General features: G+C 69.9%; 21 protein-coding genes. 8 read left to right on the top strand and 13 right to left on the bottom strand.

Going from position 1 to position 26,572, the window contains the following annotated elements; translation table 11 throughout:
• Positions 1 to 53 precede the first annotated feature (53 nt).
• A complete protein-coding gene (treZ, locus tag ABD120_RS28100; RefSeq protein WP_343953134.1) occupies positions 54 to 1,832 on the bottom strand; it encodes a malto-oligosyltrehalose trehalohydrolase in 1,779 nt (592 codons plus the stop codon).
• Positions 1,822 to 4,203: a malto-oligosyltrehalose synthase gene (treY, locus tag ABD120_RS28105; RefSeq protein WP_343953135.1), complete on the bottom strand. Its 2,382-nt coding sequence runs from the start codon at positions 4,201 to 4,203 to the stop codon at positions 1,822 to 1,824. Before treY ends, treZ begins: the two co-directional genes overlap by 11 nt.
• Positions 4,204 to 4,781: 578 nt before the next feature.
• Here treY and ABD120_RS28110 point away from each other — a divergent pair.
• The gene (locus tag ABD120_RS28110; protein WP_343953136.1) at positions 4,782 to 5,354 is read left to right on the top strand and encodes a hypothetical protein; all 573 of its coding nucleotides are present in this window, start codon (positions 4,782 to 4,784) and stop codon (positions 5,352 to 5,354) included.
• Between the two features lie 95 nt (positions 5,355 to 5,449).
• On the opposite strand, the gene ABD120_RS28115 is transcribed toward ABD120_RS28110, so the two are convergent.
• The 3 genes from ABD120_RS28115 to ABD120_RS28125 form a co-directional block, all read right to left on the bottom strand.
• On the bottom strand, positions 5,450 to 6,367 hold the full coding sequence (locus tag ABD120_RS28115; protein ID WP_343953137.1) for a threonine ammonia-lyase: 918 nt from the start codon (positions 6,365 to 6,367) through the stop codon (positions 5,450 to 5,452).
• Between the two features lie 55 nt (positions 6,368 to 6,422).
• A complete protein-coding gene (locus tag ABD120_RS28120) occupies positions 6,423 to 7,379 on the bottom strand; it encodes a phosphatase PAP2 family protein (protein ID WP_343953138.1) in 957 nt (318 codons plus the stop codon).
• A 107-nt stretch (positions 7,380 to 7,486) separates the two neighbouring features.
• Positions 7,487 to 7,744: a hypothetical protein gene (locus tag ABD120_RS28125; protein WP_343953139.1), complete on the bottom strand. Its 258-nt coding sequence runs from the start codon at positions 7,742 to 7,744 to the stop codon at positions 7,487 to 7,489.
• A 123-nt stretch (positions 7,745 to 7,867) separates the two neighbouring features.
• Here ABD120_RS28125 and ABD120_RS28130 point away from each other — a divergent pair, with 123 nt between their 5' ends.
• A complete protein-coding gene (locus tag ABD120_RS28130; RefSeq protein WP_343953140.1) occupies positions 7,868 to 8,665 on the top strand; it encodes a universal stress protein in 798 nt (265 codons plus the stop codon).
• On the opposite strand, the gene ABD120_RS28135 is transcribed toward ABD120_RS28130, so the two are convergent.
• The 4 genes from ABD120_RS28135 to ABD120_RS28150 form a co-directional block, all read right to left on the bottom strand.
• The gene (locus ABD120_RS28135; RefSeq protein ID WP_343953141.1) at positions 8,615 to 9,769 is read right to left on the bottom strand and encodes a glycosyltransferase; all 1,155 of its coding nucleotides are present in this window, start codon (positions 9,767 to 9,769) and stop codon (positions 8,615 to 8,617) included. The genes ABD120_RS28130 and ABD120_RS28135 overlap by 51 nt on opposite strands.
• Positions 9,766 to 10,704, bottom strand: coding sequence for a glucosyl-3-phosphoglycerate synthase (locus tag ABD120_RS28140; protein WP_343953142.1), 939 nt, complete (start codon positions 10,702 to 10,704; stop codon positions 9,766 to 9,768). The genes ABD120_RS28135 and ABD120_RS28140 overlap by 4 nt, the downstream gene beginning before the upstream one ends.
• A 420-nt stretch (positions 10,705 to 11,124) precedes the next feature.
• On the bottom strand, positions 11,125 to 12,447 hold the full coding sequence (locus ABD120_RS28145; RefSeq protein WP_343953143.1) for an MGH1-like glycoside hydrolase domain-containing protein: 1,323 nt from the start codon (positions 12,445 to 12,447) through the stop codon (positions 11,125 to 11,127).
• Positions 12,444 to 13,229 (bottom strand): sugar phosphate isomerase/epimerase family protein, encoded by a 786-nt coding sequence (locus tag ABD120_RS28150; RefSeq protein WP_343953144.1) that lies wholly within the window; start codon positions 13,227 to 13,229, stop codon positions 12,444 to 12,446. Before ABD120_RS28150 ends, ABD120_RS28145 begins: the two co-directional genes overlap by 4 nt.
• A 698-nt stretch (positions 13,230 to 13,927) precedes the next feature.
• Here ABD120_RS28150 and ABD120_RS28155 point away from each other — a divergent pair.
• Genes ABD120_RS28155 through ABD120_RS28170 form a run of 4 tightly spaced genes read left to right on the top strand, consistent with a single transcriptional unit; the run spans position 13,928 to position 18,204 of the window.
• Positions 13,928 to 15,304, top strand: a complete 1,377-nt coding sequence (locus tag ABD120_RS28155; protein WP_343953145.1) for an ABC transporter substrate-binding protein — start codon at positions 13,928 to 13,930, stop codon at positions 15,302 to 15,304.
• On the top strand, positions 15,301 to 16,206 hold the full coding sequence (locus ABD120_RS28160; protein WP_343953146.1) for a carbohydrate ABC transporter permease: 906 nt from the start codon (positions 15,301 to 15,303) through the stop codon (positions 16,204 to 16,206). The genes ABD120_RS28155 and ABD120_RS28160 overlap by 4 nt, the downstream gene beginning before the upstream one ends.
• Positions 16,193 to 17,038 (top strand): carbohydrate ABC transporter permease, encoded by an 846-nt coding sequence (locus tag ABD120_RS28165; RefSeq protein ID WP_343953147.1) that lies wholly within the window; start codon positions 16,193 to 16,195, stop codon positions 17,036 to 17,038. Before ABD120_RS28160 ends, ABD120_RS28165 begins: the two co-directional genes overlap by 14 nt.
• Positions 17,039 to 17,040: 2 nt before the next feature.
• Positions 17,041 to 18,204 (top strand): ROK family transcriptional regulator, encoded by a 1,164-nt coding sequence (locus ABD120_RS28170; protein ID WP_343953148.1) that lies wholly within the window; start codon positions 17,041 to 17,043, stop codon positions 18,202 to 18,204.
• A 39-nt stretch (positions 18,205 to 18,243) separates the two neighbouring features.
• Here ABD120_RS28170 and ABD120_RS28175 read toward each other — a convergent pair whose 3' ends face one another.
• A complete protein-coding gene (locus tag ABD120_RS28175; RefSeq protein WP_343953149.1) occupies positions 18,244 to 19,008 on the bottom strand; it encodes a helical backbone metal receptor in 765 nt (254 codons plus the stop codon).
• 109 nt (positions 19,009 to 19,117) lie between these two features.
• On the opposite strand from ABD120_RS28175, the gene ABD120_RS28180 reads away from it, so the two are divergent.
• Positions 19,118 to 19,915, top strand: a complete 798-nt coding sequence (locus ABD120_RS28180) for an SAM-dependent methyltransferase (protein WP_343953150.1) — start codon at positions 19,118 to 19,120, stop codon at positions 19,913 to 19,915.
• Here the strand turns inward: ABD120_RS28180 and tpx are convergent.
• Both tpx and icmF read right to left on the bottom strand, forming a co-directional pair.
• On the bottom strand, positions 19,908 to 20,405 hold the full coding sequence (gene tpx, locus ABD120_RS28185; protein ID WP_343953151.1) for a thiol peroxidase: 498 nt from the start codon (positions 20,403 to 20,405) through the stop codon (positions 19,908 to 19,910). The two genes, ABD120_RS28180 and tpx, sit on opposite strands and share 8 nt — an antisense overlap.
• A 52-nt stretch (positions 20,406 to 20,457) precedes the next feature.
• Complete coding sequence (icmF, locus tag ABD120_RS28190) at positions 20,458 to 23,661, bottom strand: fused isobutyryl-CoA mutase/GTPase IcmF (RefSeq protein ID WP_343953152.1); 3,204 nt, start codon at positions 23,659 to 23,661, stop codon at positions 20,458 to 20,460.
• Positions 23,662 to 23,858: 197 nt separating this feature from the next.
• Between icmF and ABD120_RS28195 the strand changes: the two genes are divergently transcribed.
• Positions 23,859 to 24,752: a dihydrodipicolinate synthase family protein gene (locus ABD120_RS28195; RefSeq protein ID WP_343953153.1), complete on the top strand. Its 894-nt coding sequence runs from the start codon at positions 23,859 to 23,861 to the stop codon at positions 24,750 to 24,752.
• Positions 24,753 to 25,173: 421 nt separating this feature from the next.
• On the opposite strand, the gene ABD120_RS28200 is transcribed toward ABD120_RS28195, so the two are convergent.
• Positions 25,174 to 26,448 carry a CHAP domain-containing protein gene (locus ABD120_RS28200; protein ID WP_343953243.1) on the bottom strand — a complete coding sequence of 425 codons (1,275 nt, stop codon included), beginning with the start codon at positions 26,446 to 26,448 and terminating at the stop codon, positions 25,174 to 25,176.
• Positions 26,449 to 26,572 lie beyond the last annotated feature (124 nt).

The raw sequence follows: 26,572 nt of genomic DNA on the forward strand, positions 1-26,572 counted from the left end.
CGATTTGCAGAATATCTGCAAGAACGTAACGGCCAGCAACGTCGCGATAACGGTCAGATCACCGCGCGGTAGATCACGACCGTCTGGCCGGGGACGTGCAGACTGCCCTGGCCAGCAGAAACAGGATCATCGGCGGCGATCAGCACCACACCCGGAGGAACGGACACTGTCACGGAATCCGGACAAAAATTGACGATTACACAGAGCGAACTCCGCCACAGCGTCAACCACCGGTTGAGAGGGTCGACCTCGACGCGAACCCGGTCCAGCCTCGGGTCCGACAGCTCGGGAAGCGCCTTGCGCAGCGCGATCAGATCCCGGTACCAGCACAGCAGCGACCAGTGCGGCTCGTCCTTCAACTCGTCCCAGTCGAGCTTCGAGCGGTGGAAGGTCTCCTCGTCGGAGGGGTCGGGGGCGTCCCAGTCATACCCGAACCCGGCGAACTCCCGCGCCCGGCGCGCGCCCTCGCTCTCGCGCAGCGAGGGCTCCACGTGGTCGGAGAAGAACAGGAACGGCGTGCGCGCGCCCCACTCCTCGCCCATGAACAGCATCGGTGTGAACGGCGCCGTCAGCAGCAGGCCCGCGCCCAGTTTCAGCGCCGCCAGCGACAGCCGGTCGCCCTGCGGCCGGTTGCCGACCTGGTCGTGATTCTGCAGGCAACAGACGAAGCGGTGGCCGGGCACGTGCCCGGCCGGAGCGCCGTGCGACCTGCCTCGGAAGCCCGACCTGCCACCGTCGTGGAAGAACCCGCCGGTCAGCACCTTGGCCAGGGCGGTCAGGTCGGCGAAGTCGGCGTAGTAGCCGTGGCTCTCGCCGCTCACCGCCGAGTGCAGGGCATGGTGGAAGTCGTCGTTCCACTGCGCCGTCATGCCGAGGCCGCCGGCCTCCAGCGGGGTGATCACGCGCGGGTCGTTCAGGTCGGACTCGGCGATCAGCGTCAGCGGCCTGCCGACCGCGCAGGCCAGCGCGTCGACCTCGGCCGCCAGTTCGGCGAGCAGGTGGGTGGCCCGGCCGTCGCGCAGCGCGTGCACGGCGTCCAACCGCAGGCCGTCCACATGGAAGTCGCGCAGCCACTGCAGCGCGTTCTCCACGAAGTAGCGGCGGACCTCGTCCGACAGCGGGCCGTCCAGGTTGACGCCCTCGCCCCAGAAGCTCCCCTGGCGGCCGGTGAAGTACGGCCCGAACGGGTGCAGGAAGTTGCCCGAAGGGCCGAGGTGGTTGTAGACGACGTCGAGGATCACGCCGAGACCGCGCTGGTGGCAGGCGTCGACGAACGACTTCAGGCCGTCCGGGCCACCGTACGTCTCGTTGACGGCGTAGACGTCGACGCCGTCGTAGCCCCAGTTGCGGCCGCCCGGGACCGGGGTGACCGGCATGACCTCGACGAAGTCGACCTGCAACTCGACCAGGTGGTCGAGCCTGGTGATCGCCGACTCGAAGGTGCCCTGCGGGGTGAAGGCGCCGATGTGCAGCTCGTAGATCACCGCGCCGCGCAGGTCGCGGCCGGTCCACTCGTGGTCGCCCCAGGTGAAGTGGGCGTGGTCGTAGACGGCGCTGGGGCCGAAGACGCCGTCGGGCTGGCGCCGGGAACGCGGGTCCGGGTAGGGGCCGTCGCCGTCGACCCGGAAACCGTACGTCGTGCCGTGCTCGGCCTCCGGCACCTCGACCGTCCACCACCCGCCCTCGCCCTCGGCCATCGGACGGCGACGCGCCTCGCCCGTGACCGGGTCCGGCTGCGTGACCGGCGGGTCCGGACGACGGGAGGAGGCGCTGCCAGGGGGAAGCTCGATCTCGACGGAGGTGGCCTTCGGAGCCCAGACGTCAAATCGCATGTCTCTCCAGGAGTGCGACAGGGTGGCGAGCCAGGAGGTGGGCCAGCGGGACGCGGCCCGTGTAGCGGTTCGCGGTGAGCAGGTCCTGCCACAGACCGGCAGGCAGCGTCAGCGTGGTGGCCCCCCAGCCACCGCGACGCGCCAGCCCTGCCGGCAGCCGTGTCGCCACCACGACCGCCCCGTGCCCTCGGCCGTCTCCCCCGCCGACGCCCCGATCGGCCGGCCGCGCGCTCACGCCACTCCCCCGAGCGGCGTTCTCACGTATGCTGACGGCGGCGGCGCGAGCGTACCCGTGAACTCTCGCGCCACCGCCAGAGTCTTCGCAGCCGTCGGCACCATCACCGGTATCTCCCTGATCGCCCTCGGCGTTACCGGCGCCCGCGTCGTTTCTCCGAAAATGCGCGTCATGACCCCCTCGGGCGAAGGCGATCACGTGCCCGGCCGCCTCCCCCGAGGCATAGAGCGGCCGGTACGGCGCAGCGTCCCCCAGGCGGCGACGCAGCCGCAACGCGTGGCCGGTGACGAGCAGTTTGAGCGCGTCCCACTCCGTGGCGGCCTGCCGGGGGAAGGCCACGGGCCGCCGGTTGTCCGGATCCACGAGCGAGAAGTCCGTCGTCTCGTTGCCCTGGTAGACGTCGGGCACCCCCGGCATCATCAGCTGCACGACCTTGGCGCCGACCGAGTTGGCGGGGGCGAACTCGTCCACCGTGGCCACGAACTCCCCCACCGGCATCGTGACCGCTTTCGCGGCGAACTCCCTGACCCCCTCCTCGTAACCGGCGTCGGGAGCGATCCACGAGGTCCGGAGCTTGGCCTCCCTGGCCGCCTTCAGCAGGTGGTCGGCGAACCGCTCGGCCGAGATCGGCCAGGCGCCGACCAGGTCCTGCCAGGCGAGGTAGTCGAGCTGAGGATCGAAGGACAGCACCCTCGACCAGCGCGCGACCGCCTCGGCCCACTCCTCCGGCAGCTCCGACAGCACCGACAGCCGTGCCCGCACGTCCTCCGAGCGTTTGGTGTCGTGGGTGGACAGCGTGGTCATCGTGTGAGGGCGCAGGTCGGCGCAGAAGTCGTGGAACTCGCCGACGGACCAGCCGAACCGGTCGGGCTCGCCGCCCACCTCGTTGAGGCAGGCCAGCGGGTACCAGCGGTAGAGGGCGGTGTCCTCGACGCCTTTGGCCATGACGGGGCCGCAGAGCTGCTGGAAGGCGGTGACCGGGGCAGCGGGGCCGTACAGGACCGTTCGGACCAGCCGGGCGAGCTCCGCCGAGCGCTCCTCAGGGAGCGCCGCGCGGGCGCGGCGGGCGGCGGCCTCCACGACCGCCACCGAGTGCGGGGGCGGATCCTCCCCTGGTACGACGTAGGCCCGGTAGACGGGCATGGCGACGAGCAGTTCCCCGACCACGGCGGGGTCGCAGCCGGCGGCCGCCGCGAGCCTGGACAGTTCCGCGCCGAAGAACAGTTCGATCACCTGGTGCTTGGCGCGCCTGACGACCTCGGGATAGTCGCCCCGCTGCCCGGTGAACCGGGTGAACGACTCGGTCAGCGGCCGGGCTCCGGCGGGGTCGACGAACAGGCCGTTGACGCGGTTGAGCACGTCGTAGCCGGTGGTGCCGTCGCAGGCCCAGTCGCCGGGCAGGCGCTCCTCGCCGATCAGGATCTTCTCGACGACCGTCCAGACGCCGCCGGAGCGCTCGCGCAGCCGTTCCAGGTAGCCGCGCGGGTCGGCCAGCCCGTCCGGGTGGTCGACGCGCAGCCCCTCGGCCAGCCCTTCGTCGAGCAGCCAGAAGATCACTTCGTGGGTCGCGAACAGCACCTCCGGCTCCTCCACCCGCAACCCGATCAGCGACGACACGTCGAAGAAGCGCCGGTAGCCGGGCCCCTCGGTGAAGGGGACCAGCCGGTAGTGGCCGGGGTGGGGGAACTCGTGCTCGTGGTAGCGCAGCACGTCGCCGTCGGGCCGCGGCTCGGCCGCGCCCGCCGCGAGGACCGGCAGCGCGATCTCGCCGTTGTTCCAGTGCAGGTCGAACCAGCGCGCGTACGGCGACGCGGGCCCGTCGCGCAGCACCGCCCGGAACCACCGGTTGGCGGTGTCCATGTGGTTGGGCACGAGGTCGAGGACGACGGCCAGGTCGTGGGCGGCCAGTCGCCCGGCGAGTTCGCGCAGCCCCTGGGCGCCGCCGAACTCGGCCCGGATCCGGGAGTGGTCGGTGACGTCGTAGCCGTGGGCGGAGGCGGGCTTCGCCTGGAGGATCGGCGAGAGGTAGACGTGGCTGACGCCGAGGTCGCGTAGGTACGCGGCGATCTCGCCGACCTGGGCGAAGCCGAAGTCGGGGGTCAGCTGGAGGCGGTAGGTGGAGATCGGCCTAGACACGGCACGACCTCGGCCCGCCGCGTCGGCGTGTTGCCGGAACGTATGGCGACCGCATGGAAACCGAAGGACGCGGGCTGATCTCGACCGGACGATGGTACCCCGCCACGCGTCGCCCGTTGTTATGCGATGCGTTATGCGATGCCCAAATCCACACCCTGGACAGGGTGAAACATCCGGGCACGTCGGCAGAGGCGCCGCCGGTCACGGCCCGCGGATACGGATCTTCTGACCAGGTCTCGGCCATCGCGCGCTCCCTCGCGGTCTCCCCCATGTTCTGTTCCCCGACCGCGGCCCACAACCCCGCTCGCCTCCGATGAAGTGCGCGGGCCCGGGAAATGCCCCCCGTCGGCGTCCGCCGTACCATGTAAGAAGCGGTTCGCCGCTGGAGGGACGGCTCGGATGTACTGAAGCCCGTGCACAGCGCGCGAACACCGATGCAGTGACCGATGCAGTGACCGATGCAGTGGACGAGTGCGGGACGATGACGCCACGCGGATGAGCCACGGCTGGCACGTGGTTGTTGCCGCCTATGACGGCGTAACGCCCAGACTGGGACGATCGTCCGGGAAGATGGGCTAGTGAGCGTTGAGTTGATGGTCTGGCAGGAACCGGAACCGATCACCAGGGATCGGGCCCGGACGGTGTACCTGGCGGTCAAGAAGACGCAGCCGGGCGGTGACCAGCCCGACTACGCCAAGGAGCTGCCGGGTCTCATCACGGTCTACCCCGAACACGTGCTGATCTCCATGGACCCCGAGTCCATGGACGAGATGTCCGGCAGGGTCTTCGAGCTCGCACAGGAGCACGACCTCGTCTGCTACGACCCCCAGCGCGACCTGGTCCACAACATGGGGCCGCTCGGCGTCTACGTCGGCATGCAGCTCCACACCGGCGACGGCATGATCGTCACCGACCCCGACCTCGGCCTCATCCACGACGTGCTCGCCACCTTGTCGGCGCAGAACCCGTTCGTGGCCCTGGTCAACTTCGGCATGCACTTCCTGCAGGTGTCGCCCGGCTACGAACTGGAGTACAAGGAAGGCGACATGCGCAGCACGATGGTGGAGGAGCTCCCGGACGTGCAGCGCGCCTTCCGCGAGTACGCCACCGGCGACCGCTCCTTCCTGACCCGCCTGCCCTGGACGGCCTGACGGCGGCCCGGCCCGCAGCGTCACCCACCTGACGTGGGCGGCCGGACGCGGCTCACAAGCGTCACCGCCCGGCGTGGGCGGCGGTCAGCGGCGGGTCACAACGTCGCTCGCAGCAGCGCCGGGTCGGCGTTGCCGCCCGACAGGATCGCCACCGTACGGCCCTGCGGCGCCCGCCCCGCGAGGCAGGCGGCCGTGGCGACCGCACCGCTGGGTTCGGCGACCAGGCGCCCGGCCCCGGCCAGCAGGCGCATGGCGGCGCGGATCTCGTCCTCGGTGACCGTGACGATGCCGTCGAGGTGCGCCCGCAGGTGGGCGAAGGTCAGCTGCGACAGGTCGGCGCGCAGACCGTCGGCGATGGTGCGGAAGGTCCGCGAGGTGTCCCAGGAGACCGGATAGCCCGCTTCGAGACTCTCCTCGGCGTCGGCGGCCAGCTCCGGCTCCACCCCCACGACCCGGACCCGGGGGTCGAGAGCCTTGATCGCGGCCGCGATCCCGGAGGCCAGGCCGCCGCCGCTCACCGGCACCAGGACGACCTCGACGTCCGGCAGCTCCGCCAGGATCTCCAGGCCGATCGTGCCCTGACCGGCGATGACGGCCGGATGGTCGTAGGGCGGCACCATCGTGAGGCCGCGCTCCCCGGCCAGCCGCTCGGCTGCGGCGATCCGCTCGGGCGGTGGCACGACGACGAGTTCGGCCCCGTACCCGACGATCGCGTCGGACTTGACGGCCGGAGTGCCCTCGGGGACGACCACGACGCAGGACAGCCCGAGACGATGGGCGGCGTAGGCGAGGGCCTGGCCGTGGTTGCCGGAGGAGTGGGTCACGACGCCGGTGCCCGGCTCGACCTGGAGTGCGGCGTTGTACGCCCCTCGGATCTTGAACGAGCCGACACGCTGGAGACTCTCCGGCTTGACCCAGAGCGAGTCACCGACCGGCACCAGCGGCGTCCTGACCAGGACGGGGGCGATGCGCGCCGCCGCCTTCCGGATCTCTTGCAGCGTGACCAGATCCATCGGCTTCCTCCCCGTTCCGACGCCGTAGAGGACCCATGGAATCACAGGGCCCGGGTCACTGCCGGGGACGCCGATCGGCCTGTGGATAGGACTCGCCCTGCGAGTGAGAACCGGTCTGCGAGTGAGGGCCGGCCTGGGGCTCGCCCTGGGAGTGGGGGCCCGGCTGAGCGCGGGAGTAGGTCTGAGTGGGCGCCTGCGGCTCCTGCCCGTAAACCTGCGGCCGGGGCTGGGACTGCGGCTGGCTGTACTGCTGCGGCTGGCCGTACTGCTGGGACTGGCCGTACTGCTGGGACTGGCCGTACTGGCGGGTCTGTCCGTAAGGCTGGGGCTGACCGTATTGCTGAGGCCGCTCGTGGGGCTGCTCGTAGGGCTGCGACTGTCCGAGGACCTGGGTCTGCCCGAACGCCTGGGGCTGCGCGACGGGCTGGTCGAACGCCTGCTGCTGCGGCTGCGGCCGGTCTGCGGGCTGGGCCCAGCGGAGGCGGGCCCGGAGCATCCGTACGACCGGTGTGGCCGCCCCCACGAGCATCAGCGTGAACACCGGCGCGAGCACCAGCCCGAGCGTGAACCCGGCGGCGACGTCGTGCGGATAGTGCACCCCCACGAACACCCGGGAGAACGCCATGACGGCGGCCAGCGGGATCACGAGCCACGCCAGCGCCCGCCACGCCAGCACCAGCGCACCGGCCGCCCCCGCCGCGATGGCCGAGTGGTTGCTGGGGAAGGACCAGTCGTCGAGCGGCGGACAGGCCGCCACGGTCCTGATGCCGCGGCAGGGCCGGTCCTCCTGGATGACCAGCTTGATGATCTCGCTCACCACGTAGGTGCCGACGACACCGGCGGGCCCGGTCAGAGCGACCGCGAGCACCCGGTCGGACGCGTTGCGCGCACGCCACCAGCACAGCACGAACAGCGCCGCGAAGACGAACAGCCCGGCATCGGTACCCACCTCGGCGAAGGTGTGCACCCACCTCGGTGTGGAGAGCGCGAAGTCGACGATGTCGCGGTACAAGGGGGAAGTCCAATCCATGAAGAGGCGTTGGACACGACTTTAATGATCGGCCCTGCCTCAGGACTCGGTCAAAGGACCGATATCCCCCGCCGATCGTCGGGCAAGGACTAGCTTGTCACGATACGGGCGAGGTCGAGTTCCTTCTGCCGAAGCTCCTCGCCGGTGATCAGCCCCCGCGCGTACGCCTCGGCCGCCGCCGCGGTCTCCGCCACGTAGTACGCCGCCATGATCTCGCCGCGCAACGGAGTGAAGCCGTGTTCCACGCACTCCACGAACAACCTGGCCTTGCCGTCGAGCGTTTCGCGGGAGATCGTGCAGTCCAGTTCGCGCGATCGAAGATGCCGGACGGCCTCGCGGAGGGTCACCTGACCATGGGAGCCGTTGAACCGGGTATCTGATGTGATCTTCACGTCGCAACCGCCTCCGATGGTGTACAACTCCCGGTAACGACCGCGTATTCCCAGTTCACGGCGGGTAGAGGAGGGTGCGTGATCGGAGAGCACGTGATCGTGGGCTACACGGGGGACGCCGGGGGGCGCGACGCGCTGGCGCTCGGCGCCGCGATCGGCAGGGTGACCGGCGGCGAGCTGACGGTGGCGACGATCTACCCGCCGGGCAGCCCGGGTCAGGCGGTCGAGGCGCAGGCCAATCTCGCGCACGCGGCCGAGCAACTGGGCGAGCACGTCCAGGCGGAGTACATCGCGTTCGAGAGCCGGGGCGCGGGCCGGGGGCTCGCGGTGCTGGCCAGCAGGATCAAGGCGGACCTGATCGCGGTCGGCTCGGCGGGCGGCGGGCAGCACGGGCGTATCTCGGTCGGCAGCACCTCGGCCCATCTGCTGCATCTGTCGCCGGAGGCGGTGATCCTGGCCCCGGCGGGCTACGAGCCTCCGGAGGAACCGTCACGGCTGACGCTGGGGTATGTGCACCGGCCGCAGTGCGACGAGGCGGTCGAGCAGGTGGCGCGGGCCGCTCTGCGGCTGGAGGTGCCGTTGCGGCTGATCACTCTCGATCTGCGTACGGAGGATCCGAGCCGGCTGCGCGACGATCTGGCGCTGGCCGTACGGCTGGCGTGGGAGGCCACGGGGATCGAGGCGGAGGCCGAGATCGCGGAGGGCTTCGACGTCGCGGCGGCGCTGGCGGACGTCGAATGGCCTCCAGGCGAATTGCTGGTCTGCGCGGCCAGTGAGGACGCGCAGCCTCACCGGGTCTTCCTCGGCGAGGTGGCGATGAAGGTGCTACGTGCTGCCGCGTGCCCGGTGGCGGTGTTGCCGCGCGGCTTTTCGTAATCGGGTGGCCTCGTAGAGGCGCAGGTAGCGCTCGGCCATGGCGCCGGGGCTGAACCTGGTGCGGGCCTCACGGCGGCATTCCTCCGGGTCGAGGTCGTCGATCCGCAGGAGCCAGTCGGCGAGTTCTTCTTCGCTGTCGGCGAGGAACCCGGTGCGTCCGTGGTCGATGAGTTCTGGCAGGCAACCCCGGCGCAGGCCCACGGGGGGCACGCCGAGCGCGAGGGCCTCGACCACGGCGGTGGCGCCGGGCTCCGGCCAGGTAGTGGGGAACAGCGCGGCGCGGGCGGCGGCGAACAGGCGCTCCCGCTCGTGGCCGCCGACGCCGCCCGCCCAGCGGATCCGGTCACCGTCCAGGTAGGGGGCGACCTCGTCGAAGTAGTAGCGGACGTCGGGATGGCGGTGGAGGGTGTGGTCGGGGTTGGCGAGCAGCCTGGCGAGTTCGTCCGGATCGTCGTGACCGCTGACCGGCCCGGCGAGGACGAGCGGCAGCCCGAGTTTCTGGCAGAGGCGGGCGGCGACGTGCTGGCCCCTGGCGGCGCCGATGCGGCCCATGACGACGACGTGGTCGCCGCCGAGCCCCCGGACCTCGCGGCCGGTGAGCGGGGTGGCGAGGTGCGCGGTGCCGAGCGAGGCGGACCTGAGGGCGGCGGGCGCCTGTTCGAACTGCGCGTAGGAGACGCTGTTCACCGCGACGTCCTCCGGCCAGCGGGCGTAGAAGGCCGGGTGCCTGCGCAGGTCCCAGTGCAGGGTGTGGAGCACCGGGGGGCCGTCGAGCGTCGCGAGTACCGCGGGGCCGACGACTTCCAGGTGGTCGTGGACGAGGTCGTAGTCGCCGTCGCGCGCCTCGGCGGCAACCCGCGTCTGGTGCGCGTGGGCGATGCCCATGGCCTGGTTGTACGGTTTCCGGAGTGCCGTGTACTGCCCGTCGGCGTACACCCCGATGACCCGGTCGGCCCTGGTGGTGCTGGCGCCGACGGTGGCGAGGGTGACGTGGACGCCACGCTCTCGCAGGGCGGGCACGAGGGTGGCGACGACGTGCTCGGCGCCGCCGTGTCCGGGTGGCGGCACCCGGAGCCAGGGGCCCGCGTTCATCAGGATCCTCATACCACGTCCTCTTCGGCGACCAGGCTCGCGAGGGGCGGGCGTTCCGCGACGGAGACGTCCACCCACTCGGCCTGCCGGTCGAGGTCGAACTGCAGCAGCGACGGCGAGGGCGGCTCTGCGGCCACCAGCCGTCCCTGCCGGGCGAGCCTGGACCACGCGGTGACCATGATCTGCCCGGCCATCCGGCCGAGCGCGAGGGTGTTCTGGTGGCCGTGGTCGCGGGAGCCCAGGTCCACCTGGGCCATGGCGTCGAGGCCGATGAGGTCGAGCAGGTCCACCAGCAGGCCGAACTCGACGCCGTACTCGGTGACGTACGGCACCCGCTGGAGCACCTCCCGCCGGGCGGCGTACTCTCCGCCGAGCGGCTGGACGAAGCCCGCCAGTTCCGGCCACCACTGGTTGAGCAGGGGTCTGGCGACCAGTTCCGTCGCGCGTCCGCCTTCGCCTCGGCGCCCGTTCAGCGGCCGCTCGTAGGCGCCTTTGACGAAGTGCACCTCGGGGTCGGTCAGGAGCGGCCCGAGTAATCCGGTGATGAAGTGGGAGCCGAAGTTGCTGACGTCGGCGTCGGCGTAGACGACGATGTCGCCGGTGGTGGCGGCGAGACCTTTCCACAGGGCCTCGCCCTTGCCCGACAGGACGGGCAGGTGGGACAGGACCGCGTCCTGGTGGACGACGGTGGCTCCGGCCGCTGCGGCGACCTCGGCGGTGGAGTCGGTGGAGCGGGAGTCGACCACGATGATCTCGTCCACGAGGTGTTCGAGTTCGCGCCTGATCACCGTGACGATGGCGCCGACGGTCCTCTCCTCGTTCCTGGCCGGTAGGACGACACTGATTCTGGTCGTGCCCTTCGCGTCGACGAGTGTGTCCAGTGGCCAGTCCGACGCGGTGCTGGTGCGTCGGCCGTACCATTGCGTGACCCGCAGGTCTGTGCTCATGCACTCACCTCGATCCCAATCGGAACTTTGTCCCGGCTAGTGAATTTTGGGCACGCCTGATTGGCTTGCCCAAGATGTGGGATGCGTCGTGCGGTGCCGTCAAATAGTCGCATGGGCATCATCGGTGCAGAAAATGTCGTCGCGCGTCACGCTGACGTCCTCTCAGGTTTCACCGACGCTTCGATTGCCTGAGTCGCCCGCCGTTCTGTATGCCCGGACAACTCGATGCGATCTATGGCTGTGTGCCGCCTTTGCGAACCGTAACCCGAATGAGGATGTTTTGTCGCTGAATATCCCTATCTTCATAGAAAAAGCGTTGTTACTGGATCCCCGCGCCGCAGAACGTTTGGACGCGGGGATCCAACGCGAACGGTGCCAGGACCGGCCCCGAGCACCGGCCCTGGCACCGCGATCCGGGTGCTACGCGAGCACGTGGTCGCCGAGGTCGTCGGCTCCGGTGAGGCTTCCCAGTTCCTTGGCAAGGTCGCCGCGCGAGGCGGACGCGCCGTGCAGGCCGTGCTCCGCGGCGATGTCCAGGATCAGCGCGGCCGACCAGCTGAAGTCGCGGCAGCCGTGCCCGGCCAGGTTGAACGGGTTGAAGTACTCGCGGAACCCGCTCGCCTTGATCGCCCCGATCATGCCCTCGGCCAGCAGGTCGGCCAGGTCGGAGCGGCGGTGCCGCAGGCCCTGCCAGACCAGCCAGGTCAGGTTGATCCAGCTCGGCCCGCGCCAGTAGCGGGCCGGGTCGAACTCCTCCGCGCCGGGCGCGAAGCTCGGCAGCATGCCGCTCTTGATCTCGAAGCGGTCGAGCGCGGTGCCGATGAGCGCGTTGGCGACCTCGCGCGGCAGGTCCGGCAGCATGAGCGGGACCAGGCCGGCGGCGCTGTGCGAGCGCACCAGGCAGCCGGTGTTGAGGTCGCGGGCGTGGAACAGGCCGTCGTCGTAGAGGTGCTCGACCATGGCCGAGGTGATCGCGGCGGCCTCGCGCCGGTGGGGCTCCGGGTCGAGGTCGATGGCCTTGGCGATGCGCGCCAGCACGATCTCCGCGACCCCGTAGGCGGTGTTGAACAGCGGGTCCTCGACGGCGAAGGCGCCCGCGCGGCGGTAGCCGGTGTCGCGGTAGGCGCGGGCGAGCGCGGTGTAGCGCTCGTAGTCGCGGTCGGTGGGGCGTTCGTCGGCGCTGACGTGGCGCAGGTCCTTGCGCTGCGCGCCGATCGAGGTGGCGGGTACGGCGGCCAGCGGCTCGTCCCAGGCCGGGCTGTTGTCCATGCCCGACTCCCAGGGATGGACGATCGAGACCAGCCCTTCGGGCGAACGCCGCGCGGTGCGCAGGAACTCCTGCTGCGCGACCAGCCGGGGGTAGATCCGGCGCAGGAACGCCGGGTCGGGCTCGCCCACGTGCACCCGCCAGGCGGCGAGGGCGTGGACGGGCGGTTGCACGATGCCCGAGGTCGCGGTGCCCGACGGGGCCCGTACGTCCCAGAACTCGGGCCCCGGGAAGTAGGCGCCTTCCGGCACCTCGGGGTTGAACACGATGTGCGGCACTCTGCCGTCCCGCCACTGCGCGCCGAACAGCGACAGCAGTTCGGCTCTGGCACGCCGGGGGGACCAGCGTGCGTTGCCGAGGGCGATGAAGGCGGAGTCCCAGCTCCACTGGTGGGGGTAGAGGCGCCGTGAGGGAACGGTGTAGCTGCCGTCCCAGTTCGCGACGAGGACGCGAACGGCCTCTCGGAGGATGGTCACAGGAACTTCCTGATGAATGCGGCGGTCTGCGGCAGGACGATCTCGGGCTCGCCGCGCAGGCGGCACTCGAGCGCGAGGTAGCCGTCGTAGCCGATGGCGTCGAGTGTGGCCAGCTGCGCGGCCCAGTCGAGATGCCCGCTGCCGGGCTGATTGCGGTTGGACTCGCTGACCTGCATGTGCGCCAGGTACGGCGCCGCCTCTGCCAGCGAGCGACAGGGATCGTCCTCCTCGATGTTCATGTGATAGGTGTCGCCGGCCACCTTGACGGACTCCATGGAGCAGTACGCCACGGCCTCGGCGAGGGTGTTGACCAGGTGGTTCTCATACCGGTTGAGGGGTTCCAGCATGATCAGCACCCCGTTGCGCTGGGCGTGCTCGCCGAGCACCGCGAGGGCCTCGCCGAGAACCGCGCGGTCCTCGGCCGGGCCGCGCGGCGGCTCGAACGGCGGCAGGTGCCGGGAGAACTGCCCCCACGACGCCGGGGTGACGACCCCGAGCCCGCCCAGTTCGGCGATGACGGTCAGCTGCGAGCGCAACTGCTGGATCGCGTCCGTCCGTCTCGCCGGGTCGAAATCGCCGATGAAGTGCGGCATGTCCACGCACACGGTGGGCATGACGACCCCGTCGGCCAGCGCCCGCTTGAGTTCGGTCAGCCGCCCGGCGAAGTGGAAGTCGCCCCTGCCCCGCAGTTCGATGGCGTCGAACCCGGCCTCCTGGGCGAAGACGAACTTCTCCTGCAGGCTGCGCCCCGGCAGCAGGTGCTCCTGAACGGCCAGCTTCACGGTTCCCCCTTCTCGGATCCGAGGACGAGCCGATGGGGCGCTGCACCGCCGTGTTCGGGAACACCACGACGCACGGCGGGATGGACGCTCAGCGGCCAGGCGTGGGTGATGCCCGCCACGAACAATCGTCGTCCGTTGTCCCATTTTCGGGACGAGTAGGGGTTTGTGACCCTATATGCGGTGAACCCGGAGCAGATCGTACGAATGCGCACACGACCCGGACTCAGCTCACCCGATGCCTCCTCGCAAACGCGGCCCGCACCCGGCTCTCGAATGGTGATGACGTGCATGCCCCACACTTACGCTTGTGGATCAGACAGAAGTCAAAGATTTAGCGTTGTTCTGCACGCGATAGTTGCGTCAATAACACTCGTAAGTCTACGACTTCTGCCGGAGGTAGCTGATGAAATTGGGATTCCTGGCTGCGTGTCTTCCGGAAAGTCGCCTTTCCGACATCGCACACCAGGTCGTCGCCTCGGGGATCGCGGCCCCGGAGCTCCCCGGCCGGCCCGCAACGGATGTCCGAAATTCCACCAGCCTAGACCGTTTCACCGCAACGGAGAAGGACGGCCGCGCCGGGATCGGGAGCACGGAGAGGGTACAGACCGGTCTCGGAATCGCTCACCACCCGTTGCGACCCTCCGTCAGGGGGTAAGTCGGCCAACATCCCCCTTACCGGGTCCCCCGAGGAGCGTGCGATGCCACGTAAGGTCACCACCGTCCTCTCCACCGCCCTGCTCGTCGCCCTGCCCGTCAGCTTGACCGCCGCCTGCGGCGGGGACGAGCCACAGGCCGCCGCCGACGAGATCACCGTATGGACCGAGGAGAACCTGCCCGACCGGATGGCCGTCCAGCAGCGGATCGTCACCGAGTTCACGCAGAAGACCGGGATCAGGGTCAAGCTCGTCGGCGTCGCCGAGGACCAGTTCAGCCAGACGCTGACCGCGGCCGCCGCGGCCGGCGAACTGCCCGACGCCATCGGGGCGCTGCCGCTGGCCGCCGTACGGGAGATGGAGGCGAACGACCTGCTCGACACCGAGACGCCCGGCCAGGTCGTCGACCGGCTCGGCCGCGACTCCTTCTCGCCGCGCCCGCTGGAGCTGAACACCTCGGGCGGCAAGCTGCTGGCGGTTCCGTCCGACGGGTGGGCGCAACTCCTCCTCTACCGCAAGGACCTGTTCGAGGCCGCGGGCCTCGAACCACCCGACACCTACGAACGGCTGCGGGCCGCAGCCGCCGAACTCAACAGCGACGGCGTCGCCGGCATCACCATGGCCATCGCGCCCAAGGACTCCTTCACCGCACAGAGCTTCGAGCACCTCGCGCTGGCCAACGGCTGCGAACTCGTCGACCCGGTGGGCGCGGTCGCGCTCGGCACGCCGGGCTGCGCGCAGGCGTTCGGGTTCTACGCCGATCTCATCACGAAGTACTCGGTGAAGGGCAAGCAGGACGTCGACTCGACCCGGGCGACCTACTTCGCGGGCAAGGCCGCGATGACGATCTGGTCGTCGTTCATCCTCGACGAACTGGCCGGGCTGCGGAACGATGTGCTCCCGTCGTGCGCGCGGTGCCGTACGGACCGGCAGTGGCTGGCCCGCAACACCGGGGTCGTCACCGCGCTGAAGGGGCCCGCGGGAAGCGCACCCGCGCAGTACGGCGAGATCGTCTCCTGGGCGATCACCCGCGACGCGGCGAAGGAGCCGACGGCGGCGTTCGTCTCCTATCTGATGAACGAGGGCTACGCCCGGTGGCTCGGCATGGCGCCGGAGGGCAAGTTCCCCACCCGCAAGGGGTTCGAGGAGCAGTGGAGCAAGCTGCCCGCCGGGGTGGACGCCAAGAAGCCACTGGCCGAGGTCTACCCGGCCGAGGTCCTCGACGCGCTGCGCGCCAGCCCCGGCACCTTCGCCCGCTGGGGCATCCCCCAGGGGCAGGGCAAACTCGTCGGCGCCATCATGGGCGAACTGCCGGTGCCCAAGGCGCTGAGCGGCATCGTGGACGGCTCGCTGACCCCGCAGGCGGCCGCCGAGCAGGCCAGGAGCGAGGTCGAGACCATCAAGCGCGGGATCCGCCGGTGAGGACCCTGCGTCAGCGCGAGTCCCGCGCGGGGCTCGCGCTCCTGTCCCCCACCCTGGTCGTCACCCTGGTCGTGGTGGTGCTGCCGCTGCTGTGGGCGGTGATGCTGGCCTTCCAGGACGTCCGCCTGATCGACATCAGGCGCAAGGGACTGCTCGGCGACTACACGCTGGACAACCTCTTCTACGTCGTCGGCGAGCCGGGGTTCTGGTCGTCGCTGGCCAACACCCTCGCCTACACCGTCGCCGGCACCGCGCTGTCGATCGCGATCGGGCTGGTCGCGGCGCTCGCGCTGCGGCGCCGCTTCCGGGGCCGCACCCTGGTCAGGGCCGCGATCCTGGTGCCGTACGTCGCGCCGGTGGTCGCCGCGGCGTTCCTGTGGGAGGTGATGCTGAACCCGCAGTTCGGCATCGTCAACACCTGGCTCGCCGAGCCCGTCGCCTTCCTCACCCAGGCCCGGGGCACCCTGCTCGGCGTCGAGGTGCCGGTGGCGCTGCTGACCGTCATCGCCTTCGAGGCATGGCGGTACTTCCCGTTCGCCTTCCTGTTCGTCCTCGCCCGGATCCAGGCCATGCCGGGCGAACTGGAGGAGGCGGCGATCGTGGACGGGGCCACGCCCAGCCAGCGGCTGCGGCACGTGATCATGCCGCAGTTGTGGCGGGTCGTCGCGCTGCTCGCGGTGCTGCGGTTCGTGTTCACCTTCACCAAGTTCGACGACGTCTACCTGCTGACCGGCGGCGGCGCGGGCACCGAGGTCGTGAGCGTGCGCGTCTACGACTTCCTGACCGCCCGCGACGACATCGGCGCCTCGGCCGCGCAGGCCGTGGTGATGGCGCTGGTCCTGGTCGTCTTCCTCGTGGTCTATCTGCGCTTCTTCGCCGGAGGTGAGCGTGAGCAGGGATAGGTTCGAACGGGCGCTGGTCGCCGTGCTGCGGCCGCTGGTGATCGCGGTGCTCTTCGCGGTCACCGCGTTCCCGTTCCTCTACATGGTGATGTTGTCGGTGCGCGACATCCAGGAACTGATCCTCGAACCGGGCTCGCTGTGGCCGCGCGTCTTCACCCTGGACACCTACGCGCGGGTGCTCGGCGAGCAGGGTTTCCTGAGCTTCATGGGCAACAGCGCCCTCGTCGCGGTGGCCTCCGTCGCGGTGACGCTGCTCATCTCGATCCCGGGCGCGTACGCCGTGGCCCGGCTGCGCTTCTTCGGGCGCAGGCAGGTGCACTTCCTGTTCCTCGCCGTCTACCTGTTCCCCGCGATCGTGCTCGCGATCCCGCTGTTCGTGCTGTTCACGATGATGGGGTTGCGCGGCTCGATGATCGGGCTGATCCTCGTCTACATCGCACAGACGGTGCCGGTGACCGTGTACATGCTGCGCAACTACTTCGAGACCGTGCCGGTCGGCGTCGAGGAGGCGGCCGCCATCGACGGATGCGGCAGGGTGGAGACGATCTGGCGGGTCGTGCTGCCGCTGTCGAAGCCCGCCCTGATGGCGACCGGCCTGTACGCCTTCATGATCGCCTGGAACGAGTTCCTGTTCGCGCTGCTCTTCCTCGTCGAGCGGCGGGAAAGCTGGACGGTCTCACTCGGACTGTCTCAGCTGGCGGGCAGTATCGAGATCCCCACCACCGTTCTCATGGCAGGATCGGTGGTTCTGACACTGCCCATCGTGATCGTCTTCTTCGCCGGCGAACGTCTGCTGACCGAGGGACTCACAGCAGGAGCGGAGAAGGGATAACCATGCTGACGGCAGGGCACGTCCTTCAGCTGATCAGGAATGGCACCTGCCGCACGCGCAAAGACCTCATCGAGTTCACGGGGCTGTCCAGGTCCACGATCACCGACCGGGTGGACCGGCTGATCGAGGCCGGATACATCCACGAGTCCGGCGTGGCCAGCTCCGGGGGCGGGCGGCCGCCCTCGGTGCTCGACGTCGACGCCACCAGCCGCCTGGTCCTGGTCGCCGACCTCGGCGCCAGCCATGCCCGGGTGGCGCTGACCGACCTCGCCGCCCGGCCGCTGGCCGAGGAGTCCCGGGCGATGCGCATCGAACTCGGCCCCGACGCGGTCCTGTCCTGGGTACGGCAGGCGTTCCGGCGGCTGCTCGACCGCGCCGGGCGCGACCCGGAGCAGGTGTGCGGCATCGGCCTCGACCTGCCGGGCTCGGTCGACCACGCCTCGGGCACGGTGCTGCGCTCGTTCCTGATGCCGGGCTGGAACGGCCACCCGGTCAGGGAGGCCGTCGGTGCCGGGTTCGAGGTGCCGATCCTGGTCGAGAACGACGCCAAGGCGATGGCGCTCGGCGAGTGGTGGTCGCACTGGCGCCGCAGCCGCTCGCTGCTGCTGGTCAAGGTCTCGACCGGCATCGGCGCCGGGATCGTCATCGACGGCCGCATCTACCGAGGCGTCGAGGAGGCGGCGGGGAACATTGGCCACGTACGGCTGAGCGAGACCGACGACCGGGTATGCACGTGCGGTTCACGGGGTTGCGTCGCATCGCTGGCCAGCGGCTTCGCGGTCGCCTCCGACCTCGGCCGCCCGGCCAGCCGCGACGTGGTACGGCTGGTCCACGCGGGCGACCCGACGGCCATCGCCCGCACCCAGGAGGCCGGCCGTACGCTCGGGGTGGTGCTGGCCACGGCGGTCAGCCTGCTCAACCCGGGGGTGCTGGTGCTGGCGGGCGACATGGCCGAGACCCGCGAGCACTATCTGACCGGCATCAGGGAGAGCGTCTACCGCCGCAGCCTGCCGTACACGACCCGCAATCTGGACATCGTGACGACCGCGCTGGGCGAGCAGGCGGGCATCGTGGGCACGGCGGTGCTGGTGATGGAGCACGTACTGTCCCCGTCGGTGGTCGACGCCGCGCTCGACGTCGCCGGGCCGGCTCCGCAGCGGCGGTGACCGGGGCTGCGATCGCCCGAGCCGACTCGTGGCCGTGGCTCACCCGGGCGGGGTGTCGGTGAGCGACCGCGTCAGCTCGGCTGGGGCGGTGATCAGGGAGGGGCCGTACCAGGTGAGCAGCCGACCGCTGACCAGGGCGCAGCGCAGGCCGGGAAAGCACTCGGGACCGTCCGCCGAGGAGAACGCGTACGGCTCGTCCGGCAGCACCACGAGGTCCGGATCGCGGTCCACGAGTTCGGGCAGGGGGATCTTGGGGTAGCGCTCCGGGTGATGGGCGTACAGATTGTCGACACCGAGGCGGCGCAGCACGTCGCCGGCGAAGGTGTCCCTGCCGACCACCATCCAGGGCCGGCGCCAGATCGGGACGACGGCCGTACGGCGCACGGCCGGTTCCGGGAGGTCCCAGGCGCGCTCGGCGGCGTCGAGCCAGGCGGGCCGCTCCACCCGGCAGGCATGCTCGAACATGCGGGCCAGCGACGTGAACGCCTCCTCCACCGTGCGGATCCGCGTCACCCAGACGGCCAGACCGGCGGCACGCAGGGCGGCGAGGTCCTGGGCGCGGTTCTCCTCGAAGTTGGCGAGCACGACGTCGGGGCGCAGCGCGGCAACGGCGGCGAGGTCGGGGTTCTTGGTGCCGCGCACCCTGGCGACGTCGAGATCGGCCGGGTGGGAGCACCAGTCGGTGGCGCCGACGAGGGCTTCGGGGACCGTGGCGGCGACCGACTCGGTGAGCGACGGGACCAGCGACACGATCCGGCCCACCCGGGCGGGCACCGGAGCGTAGTATCCGGTGTCATCGGACATGGCGTCCCGCCTCTCTCCTGCGAATTATTGCGGATCTTTCGCCGGACTGGATGATATGTACGTAGTATTCGGTTGAGTGGCGGACTTCTCGTGAGCGGGGGAACGTCTGTTGGACATTTGGGGATCGGCGGGCTTTGATCCGAATACGCCGAACGTCGCCCGACTCTATGACTATTACCTGGGTGGCAAGGATCATTTTCCCGCAGATCGCCTGGCGGCCGAGGAGATTCTGCGGGTGGCTCCGGAAGTACGGGCGGCGGCCCGCGCCAACCGGGCGTTTCTCGGCCGGGCCGTCCGCTATCTGGCCGACCGGGGGATACGGCAGTTCCTCGACATCGGCGCGGGCCTGCCGAGCTGGGGGAACGTCCATGAGATCGCGGGTTCGGGGAGCCGCGTCGCGTATGTGGACAACGATCCGGTGGTGCTGGTGCACGGGCGGGCGATGCTGGCCCGGGATAACGACATCACCGTCATTCCCGGCGACCTGCGCGAGCCCCATCAGATACTGAAAAACCGGCATCTGGGGATCGATTTTTCCGAACCCGTCGGCGTCCTGCTGGTGGCGGTCATGCATTACGTCGCCGAGGCCGACGACCCGGCGCGGATCATGACGGCGCTGCGCGAGGCGCTGCCGCCGGGCAGCTTTCTCGTGATGTCCCACGGCACCAGCGACGCGCGCCGAGCCGCCGTCGCCAAGGCCGGCGAGGTGTACTCCTCGGCCTCGGCCTCGATAACCCTGCGCAGCCGTACGGAGATCGAAGCGTTGTTCACCGGTTTCGACCTCGTCCCGCCCGGCCTGGTCTGGCTGCCGGAGTGGCAGCCAGACCAGACGAGCGGCCTCGACTTCCCCGAATCGGCGGCCGACGCGCTGCTGCTGTGCGGCGTCGGACGCCTGGGGGCTACTTGAGGACGGCCAGAGCGGCGTCGTAGTCGGGCTCCTGGGTGATCTCCGGCACCAGCTCGGAGTGGATCACCTTGTTCTCGCCGTCGAGCACGACCACCGCGCGGGCGGCGAGACCGGCCAGCGGGCCCGACTCCATCGCGACGCCGTAGTCGGCGAGGAACTCGCGGCCGCGCATGAGCGACAGCGTGACCACCTTCTCCAGGTTCTCGGTGCCGCAGAAGCGGCCCTGCGCGAACGGCAGGTCGGCGGAGACGCACAGGACCACGGCCTCGGGGTGCTCGGCGGCGACCTCGTTGAAGCGGCGGACCGAGGCGGCGCACACTCCCGTGTCGACGCTCGGGAAGATGTTGAGCACCTTGGTCTTGCCGTCGAAGTCGGCCAGCGAGACGTCCGACAGGTCCTTGCCGACCAGGTGGAAGCCCGGCGCGGTGTCGCCGACCTGGGGGAAGGAGCCGCCCACGGTGATGGGGGTGCCCCGGAAAGTGACGGACATGAGAAGCCTCCAGTTGGTTTCGCTACCAGCAGGCGATCCTATGCCGCCCCCGCTAGACGTTGCGGCGGTACTGCCCGCCCGCTTCGAACAGCGCCTCGGTGATCTGGCCGAGCGAGCACACGCGGGCGGCGTCCATGAGGACTTCGAAGGCGTTGCCGTCGGACATGGCCACCTCGCGCAGCCGGGCCAGAGCCGCGGGGGCCTCCGAGCGGTGGCGCTCGTGGAAAGCGTACAGACGGTCGAGCTGGGAGCGCTTCTCCTCCGCTGTGCCCCTGGCCAGTTCCAGCTTGCGCGGGGGCTCGGCCTCCTCCCGTGCGGCGGAGCGGAAGGTGTTGACACCGATGATCGGCAGTGAGCCGTCGTGCTTCCTGGTCTCGTACAGCATGGACTCGTCCTGGATGCGGCCGCGCTGGTAGCCGGTCTCCATCGCGCCGAGCACCCCGCCCCGGTCGGACAGCCGCTCGAACTCCTTCAGCACCGCCTCCTCCACCAGGTCGGTGAGCTCGTCGATGACGAACGCGCCCTGCAACGGGTTCTCGTTGCGGGCCAGCCCCCACTCGCGGTTGATGATCAACTGGATGGCCATCGCGCGCCGGACCGATTCGGCGCTCGGGGTCGTCACCGCCTCGTCGTAGGCGTTGGTGTGCAGGCTGTTGCAGTTGTCGTAGACGGCGATCAGCGCCTGCAGCGTGGTGCGGATGTCGTTGAAGTTCATCTCCTGGGCGTGCAGCGAGCGGCCCGAGGTCTGGATGTGGTACTTGAGCTTCTGGGAGCGTTCGCCGGCGCCGTACCTCTCGCGCATCGCCACCGCCCAGATGCGCCGGGCCACGCGCCCGAGGACGGAGTACTCGGGGTCCATGCCGTTGGAGAAGAAGAACGACAGGTTCGGGGCGAAGTCGTCGATCCGCATTCCGCGCGCGAGGTACGCCTCGACGTAGGTGAAGCCGTTGGCCAGCGTGAACGCGAGCTGGCTGATCGGGTTCGCCCCGGCCTCCGCGATGTGGTACCCGGAGATCGAGACCGAGTAGAAGTTGCGCACACCGTTCCGGATGAACCATTCCTGGACGTCGGCCATCATGCGCAGCGAGAACTCGGTGGAGAAGATGCAGGTGTTCTGCCCCTGGTCCTCCTTGAGGATGTCCGCCTGTACGGTCCCCCGCACGGTCGCCAGCGTGCGGGCGCGCAGTTCGCGTTCTTCCCCCTCGTCGGGCAGGCGGCCGTGCTCGGCCTGGAAGGCGGTCACGGCCTGGTCGAGGGCGGCGTTGAGGAAGTAGGCCAGGATGGTCGGGGCCGGGCCGTTGATCGTCATGGAGACCGAGGTGCTGGGCGCGGCGAGGTCGAAGCCGTCGTAGAGCGCCTTCATGTCGTCCAGGGTGGCGATGGAGACCCCGCTGGTGCCGACCTTCCCGTAGATGTCGGGGCGCAGGTCGGGGTCGTGGCCGTACAACGTCACCGAGTCGAAGGCCGTGGACAGCCGGGTCGCGGGCTGACCCTCCGACAGCAGCTTGAAGCGGCGGTTGGTGCGGAACGGGTCGCCCTCCCCGGCGAACATCCGGGTCGGGTCCTCGTCGTCGCGCTTGAACGGGAAGACCCCTGCCGTGAAGGGGAACCTGCCGGGCAGGTTCTCGCTGCGCAGGAACCGCAGCAGGTCGCCGTGGTCCGCAGACCTCGGCAGCGCGACTCGCGGGATGCGGCTGCCCGACAGCGTCTCGCGCCACAGCGGGGTGTGCAGTTCCTTGTCGCGGATCTTCACCACCAGTTCGTCGGCCTGGTAGGCGGCCTTGGTCGCGGGCCAGTCGGCGAGCAGGGCGGTGCTTTCCTCGCTCAGCTCGGCCTCGGCACGCTCGCGCAGCCGCCGTACCTCTGCCTTGTCGTCGAGCAGGTCCTCGACGGCGGCCAGTTGCTGACGGCGGCGGGCCGTCCCGGCCTGTGCGAGCGTCTCCGTGTGGTAGCCGCGGACGGTGTCGGCGATCTCGGCCAGGTAGCGCACCCGGGCGGGCGGCACGATGGCGGCGGAGGTGCGCGAGGTGCGGCCCTCCACCTGCGGCAGCAGTCCGGGTTGGGCCTGGAGTCCCTTGTCCACCAGGAGCTCCTTGACGTGGTGGTAGAGCGCGGTGACCCCGGCGTCGCTGTAGCGGGCCGCGATCGTGCCGAAGACCGGCATGTCCTCGGGACGCGCGCCGAACGCCTCGCGGTTGCGCACCAGTTGGCGGCGCACGTCGCGCAGCGCGTCCTCGGCGCCGCGCCGCTCGTACTTGTTGATCACCGCGGCCTCGGCGAAGTCCAGCATGTCGATCTTCTCAAGCTGGGAGGCGGCGCCGAACTCCGGCGTCATGACGTAGACCGGGACGTCGACGTGGGGGACGATTCCGGCATCGCCCTGGCCGATGCCCGGGGTCTCCACGATGACCAGGTCGTAGCCCGCCGCGCGGCAGGCGGTGATCACGTCGTCGAGGCGGGCGGGCACCTCGGCCGCGGCTCCCCTAGTGGCCAGGGAGCGGAAGTAGGTCTGGGCGCCGAGGCTGTTCATGCGGATGCGGTCGCCGAGCAGCGCGCCGCCGCCCCTGCGCCGGGTGGGGTCGATGGCGATGACGGCGATGCGCAACTTGTCGTCGTTGTCCACCCGGAACCTGCGGACCAGTTCGTCGGTGAGGGAGGACTTGCCGGATCCGCCGGTGCCGGTGACGCCCAGGACGGGGGCACTGCGCCCGGCCGCGCGCAGGCCGTCCAGCAGGGCGGCGGGGGCGCGCTCGCTCTCGATCAGGGTGATGGCCCGCGCCAGGGCCGCGTCGTCGCCGGACAGCACCGCCTCCACCTCGGGGATGCCGCCGAGTTCGACGTCGCACTCCTCGATCAGCTTGTTGATCATGCCGGGGAGGCCGAGGCGCTGGCCGTCCTCCGGGGAGAAGATGCGGGTGACGCCCCGGGAGTGGAGCAGGTCGATCTCGTCCTGGACGATGACGCCGCCGCCACCGCCGTACACCTTGACGTGCGGGGCGCCGCGTTCCTTGAGGAGGTCCACCAGGTAGGTGAAGTACTCCACGTGGCCGCCCTGGTAGGAGCTGATCGCGATGCCCTGGACGTCCTCCTGGATGGCCGCGGTGACGATCTCGTCCACCGAGCGGTTGTGGCCGAGGTGGATGACCTCGGCGCCTTGTGACTGCAGGATGCGCCGCATGATGTTGATCGCGGCGTCGTGGCCGTCGAACAGCGCGGCCGCAGTCACGAAGCGGACAGGGTGAACCGGGACGTGCACGCAGATCACTCCTTTGTAAGGACTCACCTACCAAAGTACTAGGACGTCCTACTAAATGCCCAGAGTGGAGCCGTCCTTTTGCCGATACTCTTGATGTCCTAGGACAAACGGATGGACATGAGGCCGATCAGGGGACGACGGCCGGCGCAGATCGCGAACACCGCCTCGACACTCCCCCCGGGAAAGGACCTTCTGTCATGTTCACCGGCCTCAGCGCCTTCCCGCTCACTCCCACCACCGAGTCCGGCATCGACGATCGTGCCTACGCGGGGCTCGTCGCCCGCCTGGCCCGGGCCGGGGTGGACTCCATCGGGGCGCTCGGCTCGACCGGCGGCTATGCCTATCTGTCCCGCGAGCAGCGCGCCCAAGTGGCGCGGGTCGCCGTCGACGCGGCGGACGGGACGCCGGTCATGGTGGGAATCGGGGCGCTGCGCACCGCACAGGTCCTCGCGCTCGCCGAGGATGCCCAACAGGCGGGCGCGTCGGCGGTGCTGCTGGCTCCGATGACGTACCAGCCGCTCGCCGAGGACGAGGTGTTCGGCCTGTACGAGGACGTCACCCGGGAGCTTTCGGTGCCGTTGTGCGTCTACGACAACCCGGGCACCACCCACGTGCACTTCACCGACGAACTCCACGCCCGCATCGCCCGGCTGCCACAGGTCGCCTCCATCAAGATCCCGCCGGTCCCTGCGGATCCGGCCGCTGCCCGGACGCGTGTGGCGACGTTGCGGACGCAGATCCCGGCGACGGTCACCATCGGCGTCAGCGGCGACTGGACGGCGGCGACCGGGCTGAACGCCGGATGCGACTCCTGGTACTCGGTGGTCGGCGGCCTGTTTCCCGATGTCGCGCTCGCCCTCACCCGCGCGGCCCAGCGCGGCGACACGGCCGAGGCCGTGGCCGCGTCCGACCGGTTGGAACCGTTGTGGCAGTTGTTCAGGCAGTACGGCAGCTTGCGAGTGATGTCCGCCGCCGCGTCCCACCTGGGACTCACCGGCGAACCGAACCTCCCCCTGCCCTTGCACGGCCTCAGCCCCGACGCCCGCCATGGCCTCATCACCGTCCTCACCACCCTGGGCCTCGCTTCCTGATTCACCGCCCTTGCCACCCTGGGCCCCGGTTCCCGACTCACCGCCCCTGCCACCCTGGGCCCCGGTTCCTGATTCACCGCCCCTACCACCCTGGGCCCCGGTTCCCGACTCACCGCCCCTGCCACCCTGGGCCCCGGTTCCTGATTCACCGCCCCTACCACCCTGGGCCCCGGTTCCTGATTCACCGCCCTTGCCAGCTTGCGCCTCGGCTCCTGACTCACCGCCCCTACCACCCCGGGCCTCGCTTCCCGTGACGACCCGCCGCGTGACGCAGGCCCCCCTTTTCGCGGATGTGCCCATCGCGGGCCCGCCATCCACCGTGTGCCCGGCCACTGCCCGCCAAGCTCGCACGAGCTGCGCACGTGGCCTTGGGGCCTCGCTGGGGGGCGCCGCTGGGCTTGGCGGGTGCTTCGGGAGTGGTCTACGAGGCTCGGTCGAAGGGATCGGGTGCCCCGCCTTCGTACGGTTCACGGCCGGCCGAAGGGATCGGATCGGGACCTGTCGGCACCAGATGGCGGATCTCCGAGCGAGCCGGCCCTTCAGGTTGATCAGCGGAGCCGGCCGGCATGGCCGCGTTCACTCGTTGTCTGGCCCGTTCCGCTCTGGCCTTCGCCTTCGCCTCGGCTCTCCGACGCGCCTCCTGTCGGGCGTGGGCGTCTCTGGCGCGGCGTTCGGCTTCGCTCGGGTGACCGTACCGGCTGAGTGGTGAGCCCGGGTCGGGCGAGCCGAAGAAGGCGTCGAGGCGCTCTTCGAGCCCGGCCTTCGGCTCGTGGCGGCGGCTGCCGCGCGGGTGGGAGACATCGTCATGGGCGGCGGCTCGGCGGGCGGCCCTGCGGTGAGGGACGGGTTCGCCGTCGGACCAGCTGACTCCGGCAGCGGAGGAGACCAGGCCGATGTCGGTATCGCCGTAATCGGTGCTCGCACGGCGCCGAGCGGCTCTGGGGTTGTCGGCCCGAGGGCTGGGCCGGGCGATCGTGACCGTCGAGGTGTCCTTGCCGAAGAGGGCGCGGAGGCCGCGCCGGTGGGTGCCGCGGCGGCGACCGGCCAGCCGAATGGAGATGACCACGGTGGCTAACACCATGGCGGCGAGTAATGCCTGGGGTGTCCCGAGTACGTCGAGCGGTGAACCTCGGTCGGCGGCGACCTCGGTGCGGGGGCTCAGGCTCGGAGCGGATATCACCGGCTGTTCGGTGGGGCGGGCCTGACTTTGTTGCGCGAGTTTCTGCTTCACGACGCGCGGGAGACCGTACCCGACGACTTTCTCCGTGTCGCGGAATTTCCGCTTGAGCCACACCTTGTCGACGTTCGCCTCGATCGTTCGGATCTTCTTGCCGTCGACCTTCTCCACGATGCCCACATGGTCGATGCCCTTGTAGCTCTTGCCGCCGCCCCAGTCGTAGAAGACGAGTGCGCCCGGTTCCGGCTTGTCGGACCAGGCGCCCTGCTTGATGAACCAGGCGGCATGGGACGGTGTCCAGGCGAACTGCCCGACGTACTCTCCTACACCCGCCTTGTCCGCCGCCCATGCGATGAACATGTCGCACCAGGGCGCATTGCGATACTGGGGATCCTGGAGGCGTTCCGCATACCACTTGCCGAACTTGGTGAACTGGCCACTCTTTTCCCGGTAGCCGAGCTCCGGGCGTACTTCAGCAAGAAGATCTCGTGCGATCGGGTCCAGGATGACTCCTCCCAGATAACCGGCGGATCACGATGGACTGCAGTAGCACCAAACCCATCACACTCCACACATCACGAGGTTGTCCATTAAAGAGCCGAAAATCCGTCCTTGTTACTCCAGTGACCCGCGTCAACCTATT

This window comes from Nonomuraea longicatena, assembly GCF_039525605.1.
GTDB lineage: Bacteria > Actinomycetota > Actinomycetes > Streptosporangiales > Streptosporangiaceae > Nonomuraea > Nonomuraea longicatena.

Excerpts from the sequence above, each read along its gene's own strand:
- ABD120_RS28195 (WP_343953153.1), top strand. The coding sequence starts at position 23,859 with ATGTTCACCGGCCTCAGCGCCTTCCCGCTCACTCCCACCACCGAGTCC.
- ABD120_RS28115 (WP_343953137.1), bottom strand. The coding sequence starts at position 6,367 with ATGGATCTGGTCACGCTGCAAGAGATCCGGAAGGCGGCGGCGCGCATC.
- ABD120_RS28175 (WP_343953149.1), bottom strand. The coding sequence starts at position 19,008 with ATGTCCGATGACACCGGATACTACGCTCCGGTGCCCGCCCGGGTGGGC.
- ABD120_RS28155 (WP_343953145.1), top strand. The coding sequence starts at position 13,928 with ATGCCACGTAAGGTCACCACCGTCCTCTCCACCGCCCTGCTCGTCGCC.
- ABD120_RS28170 (WP_343953148.1), top strand. The coding sequence starts at position 17,041 with ATGCTGACGGCAGGGCACGTCCTTCAGCTGATCAGGAATGGCACCTGC.
- ABD120_RS28140 (WP_343953142.1), bottom strand. The coding sequence starts at position 10,704 with ATGAGCACAGACCTGCGGGTCACGCAATGGTACGGCCGACGCACCAGC.
- tpx (WP_343953151.1), bottom strand. The coding sequence starts at position 20,405 with ATGTCCGTCACTTTCCGGGGCACCCCCATCACCGTGGGCGGCTCCTTC.
- ABD120_RS28135 (WP_343953141.1), bottom strand. The coding sequence starts at position 9,769 with ATGAGGATCCTGATGAACGCGGGCCCCTGGCTCCGGGTGCCGCCACCC.
- treZ (WP_343953134.1), bottom strand. The coding sequence starts at position 1,832 with ATGCGATTTGACGTCTGGGCTCCGAAGGCCACCTCCGTCGAGATCGAG.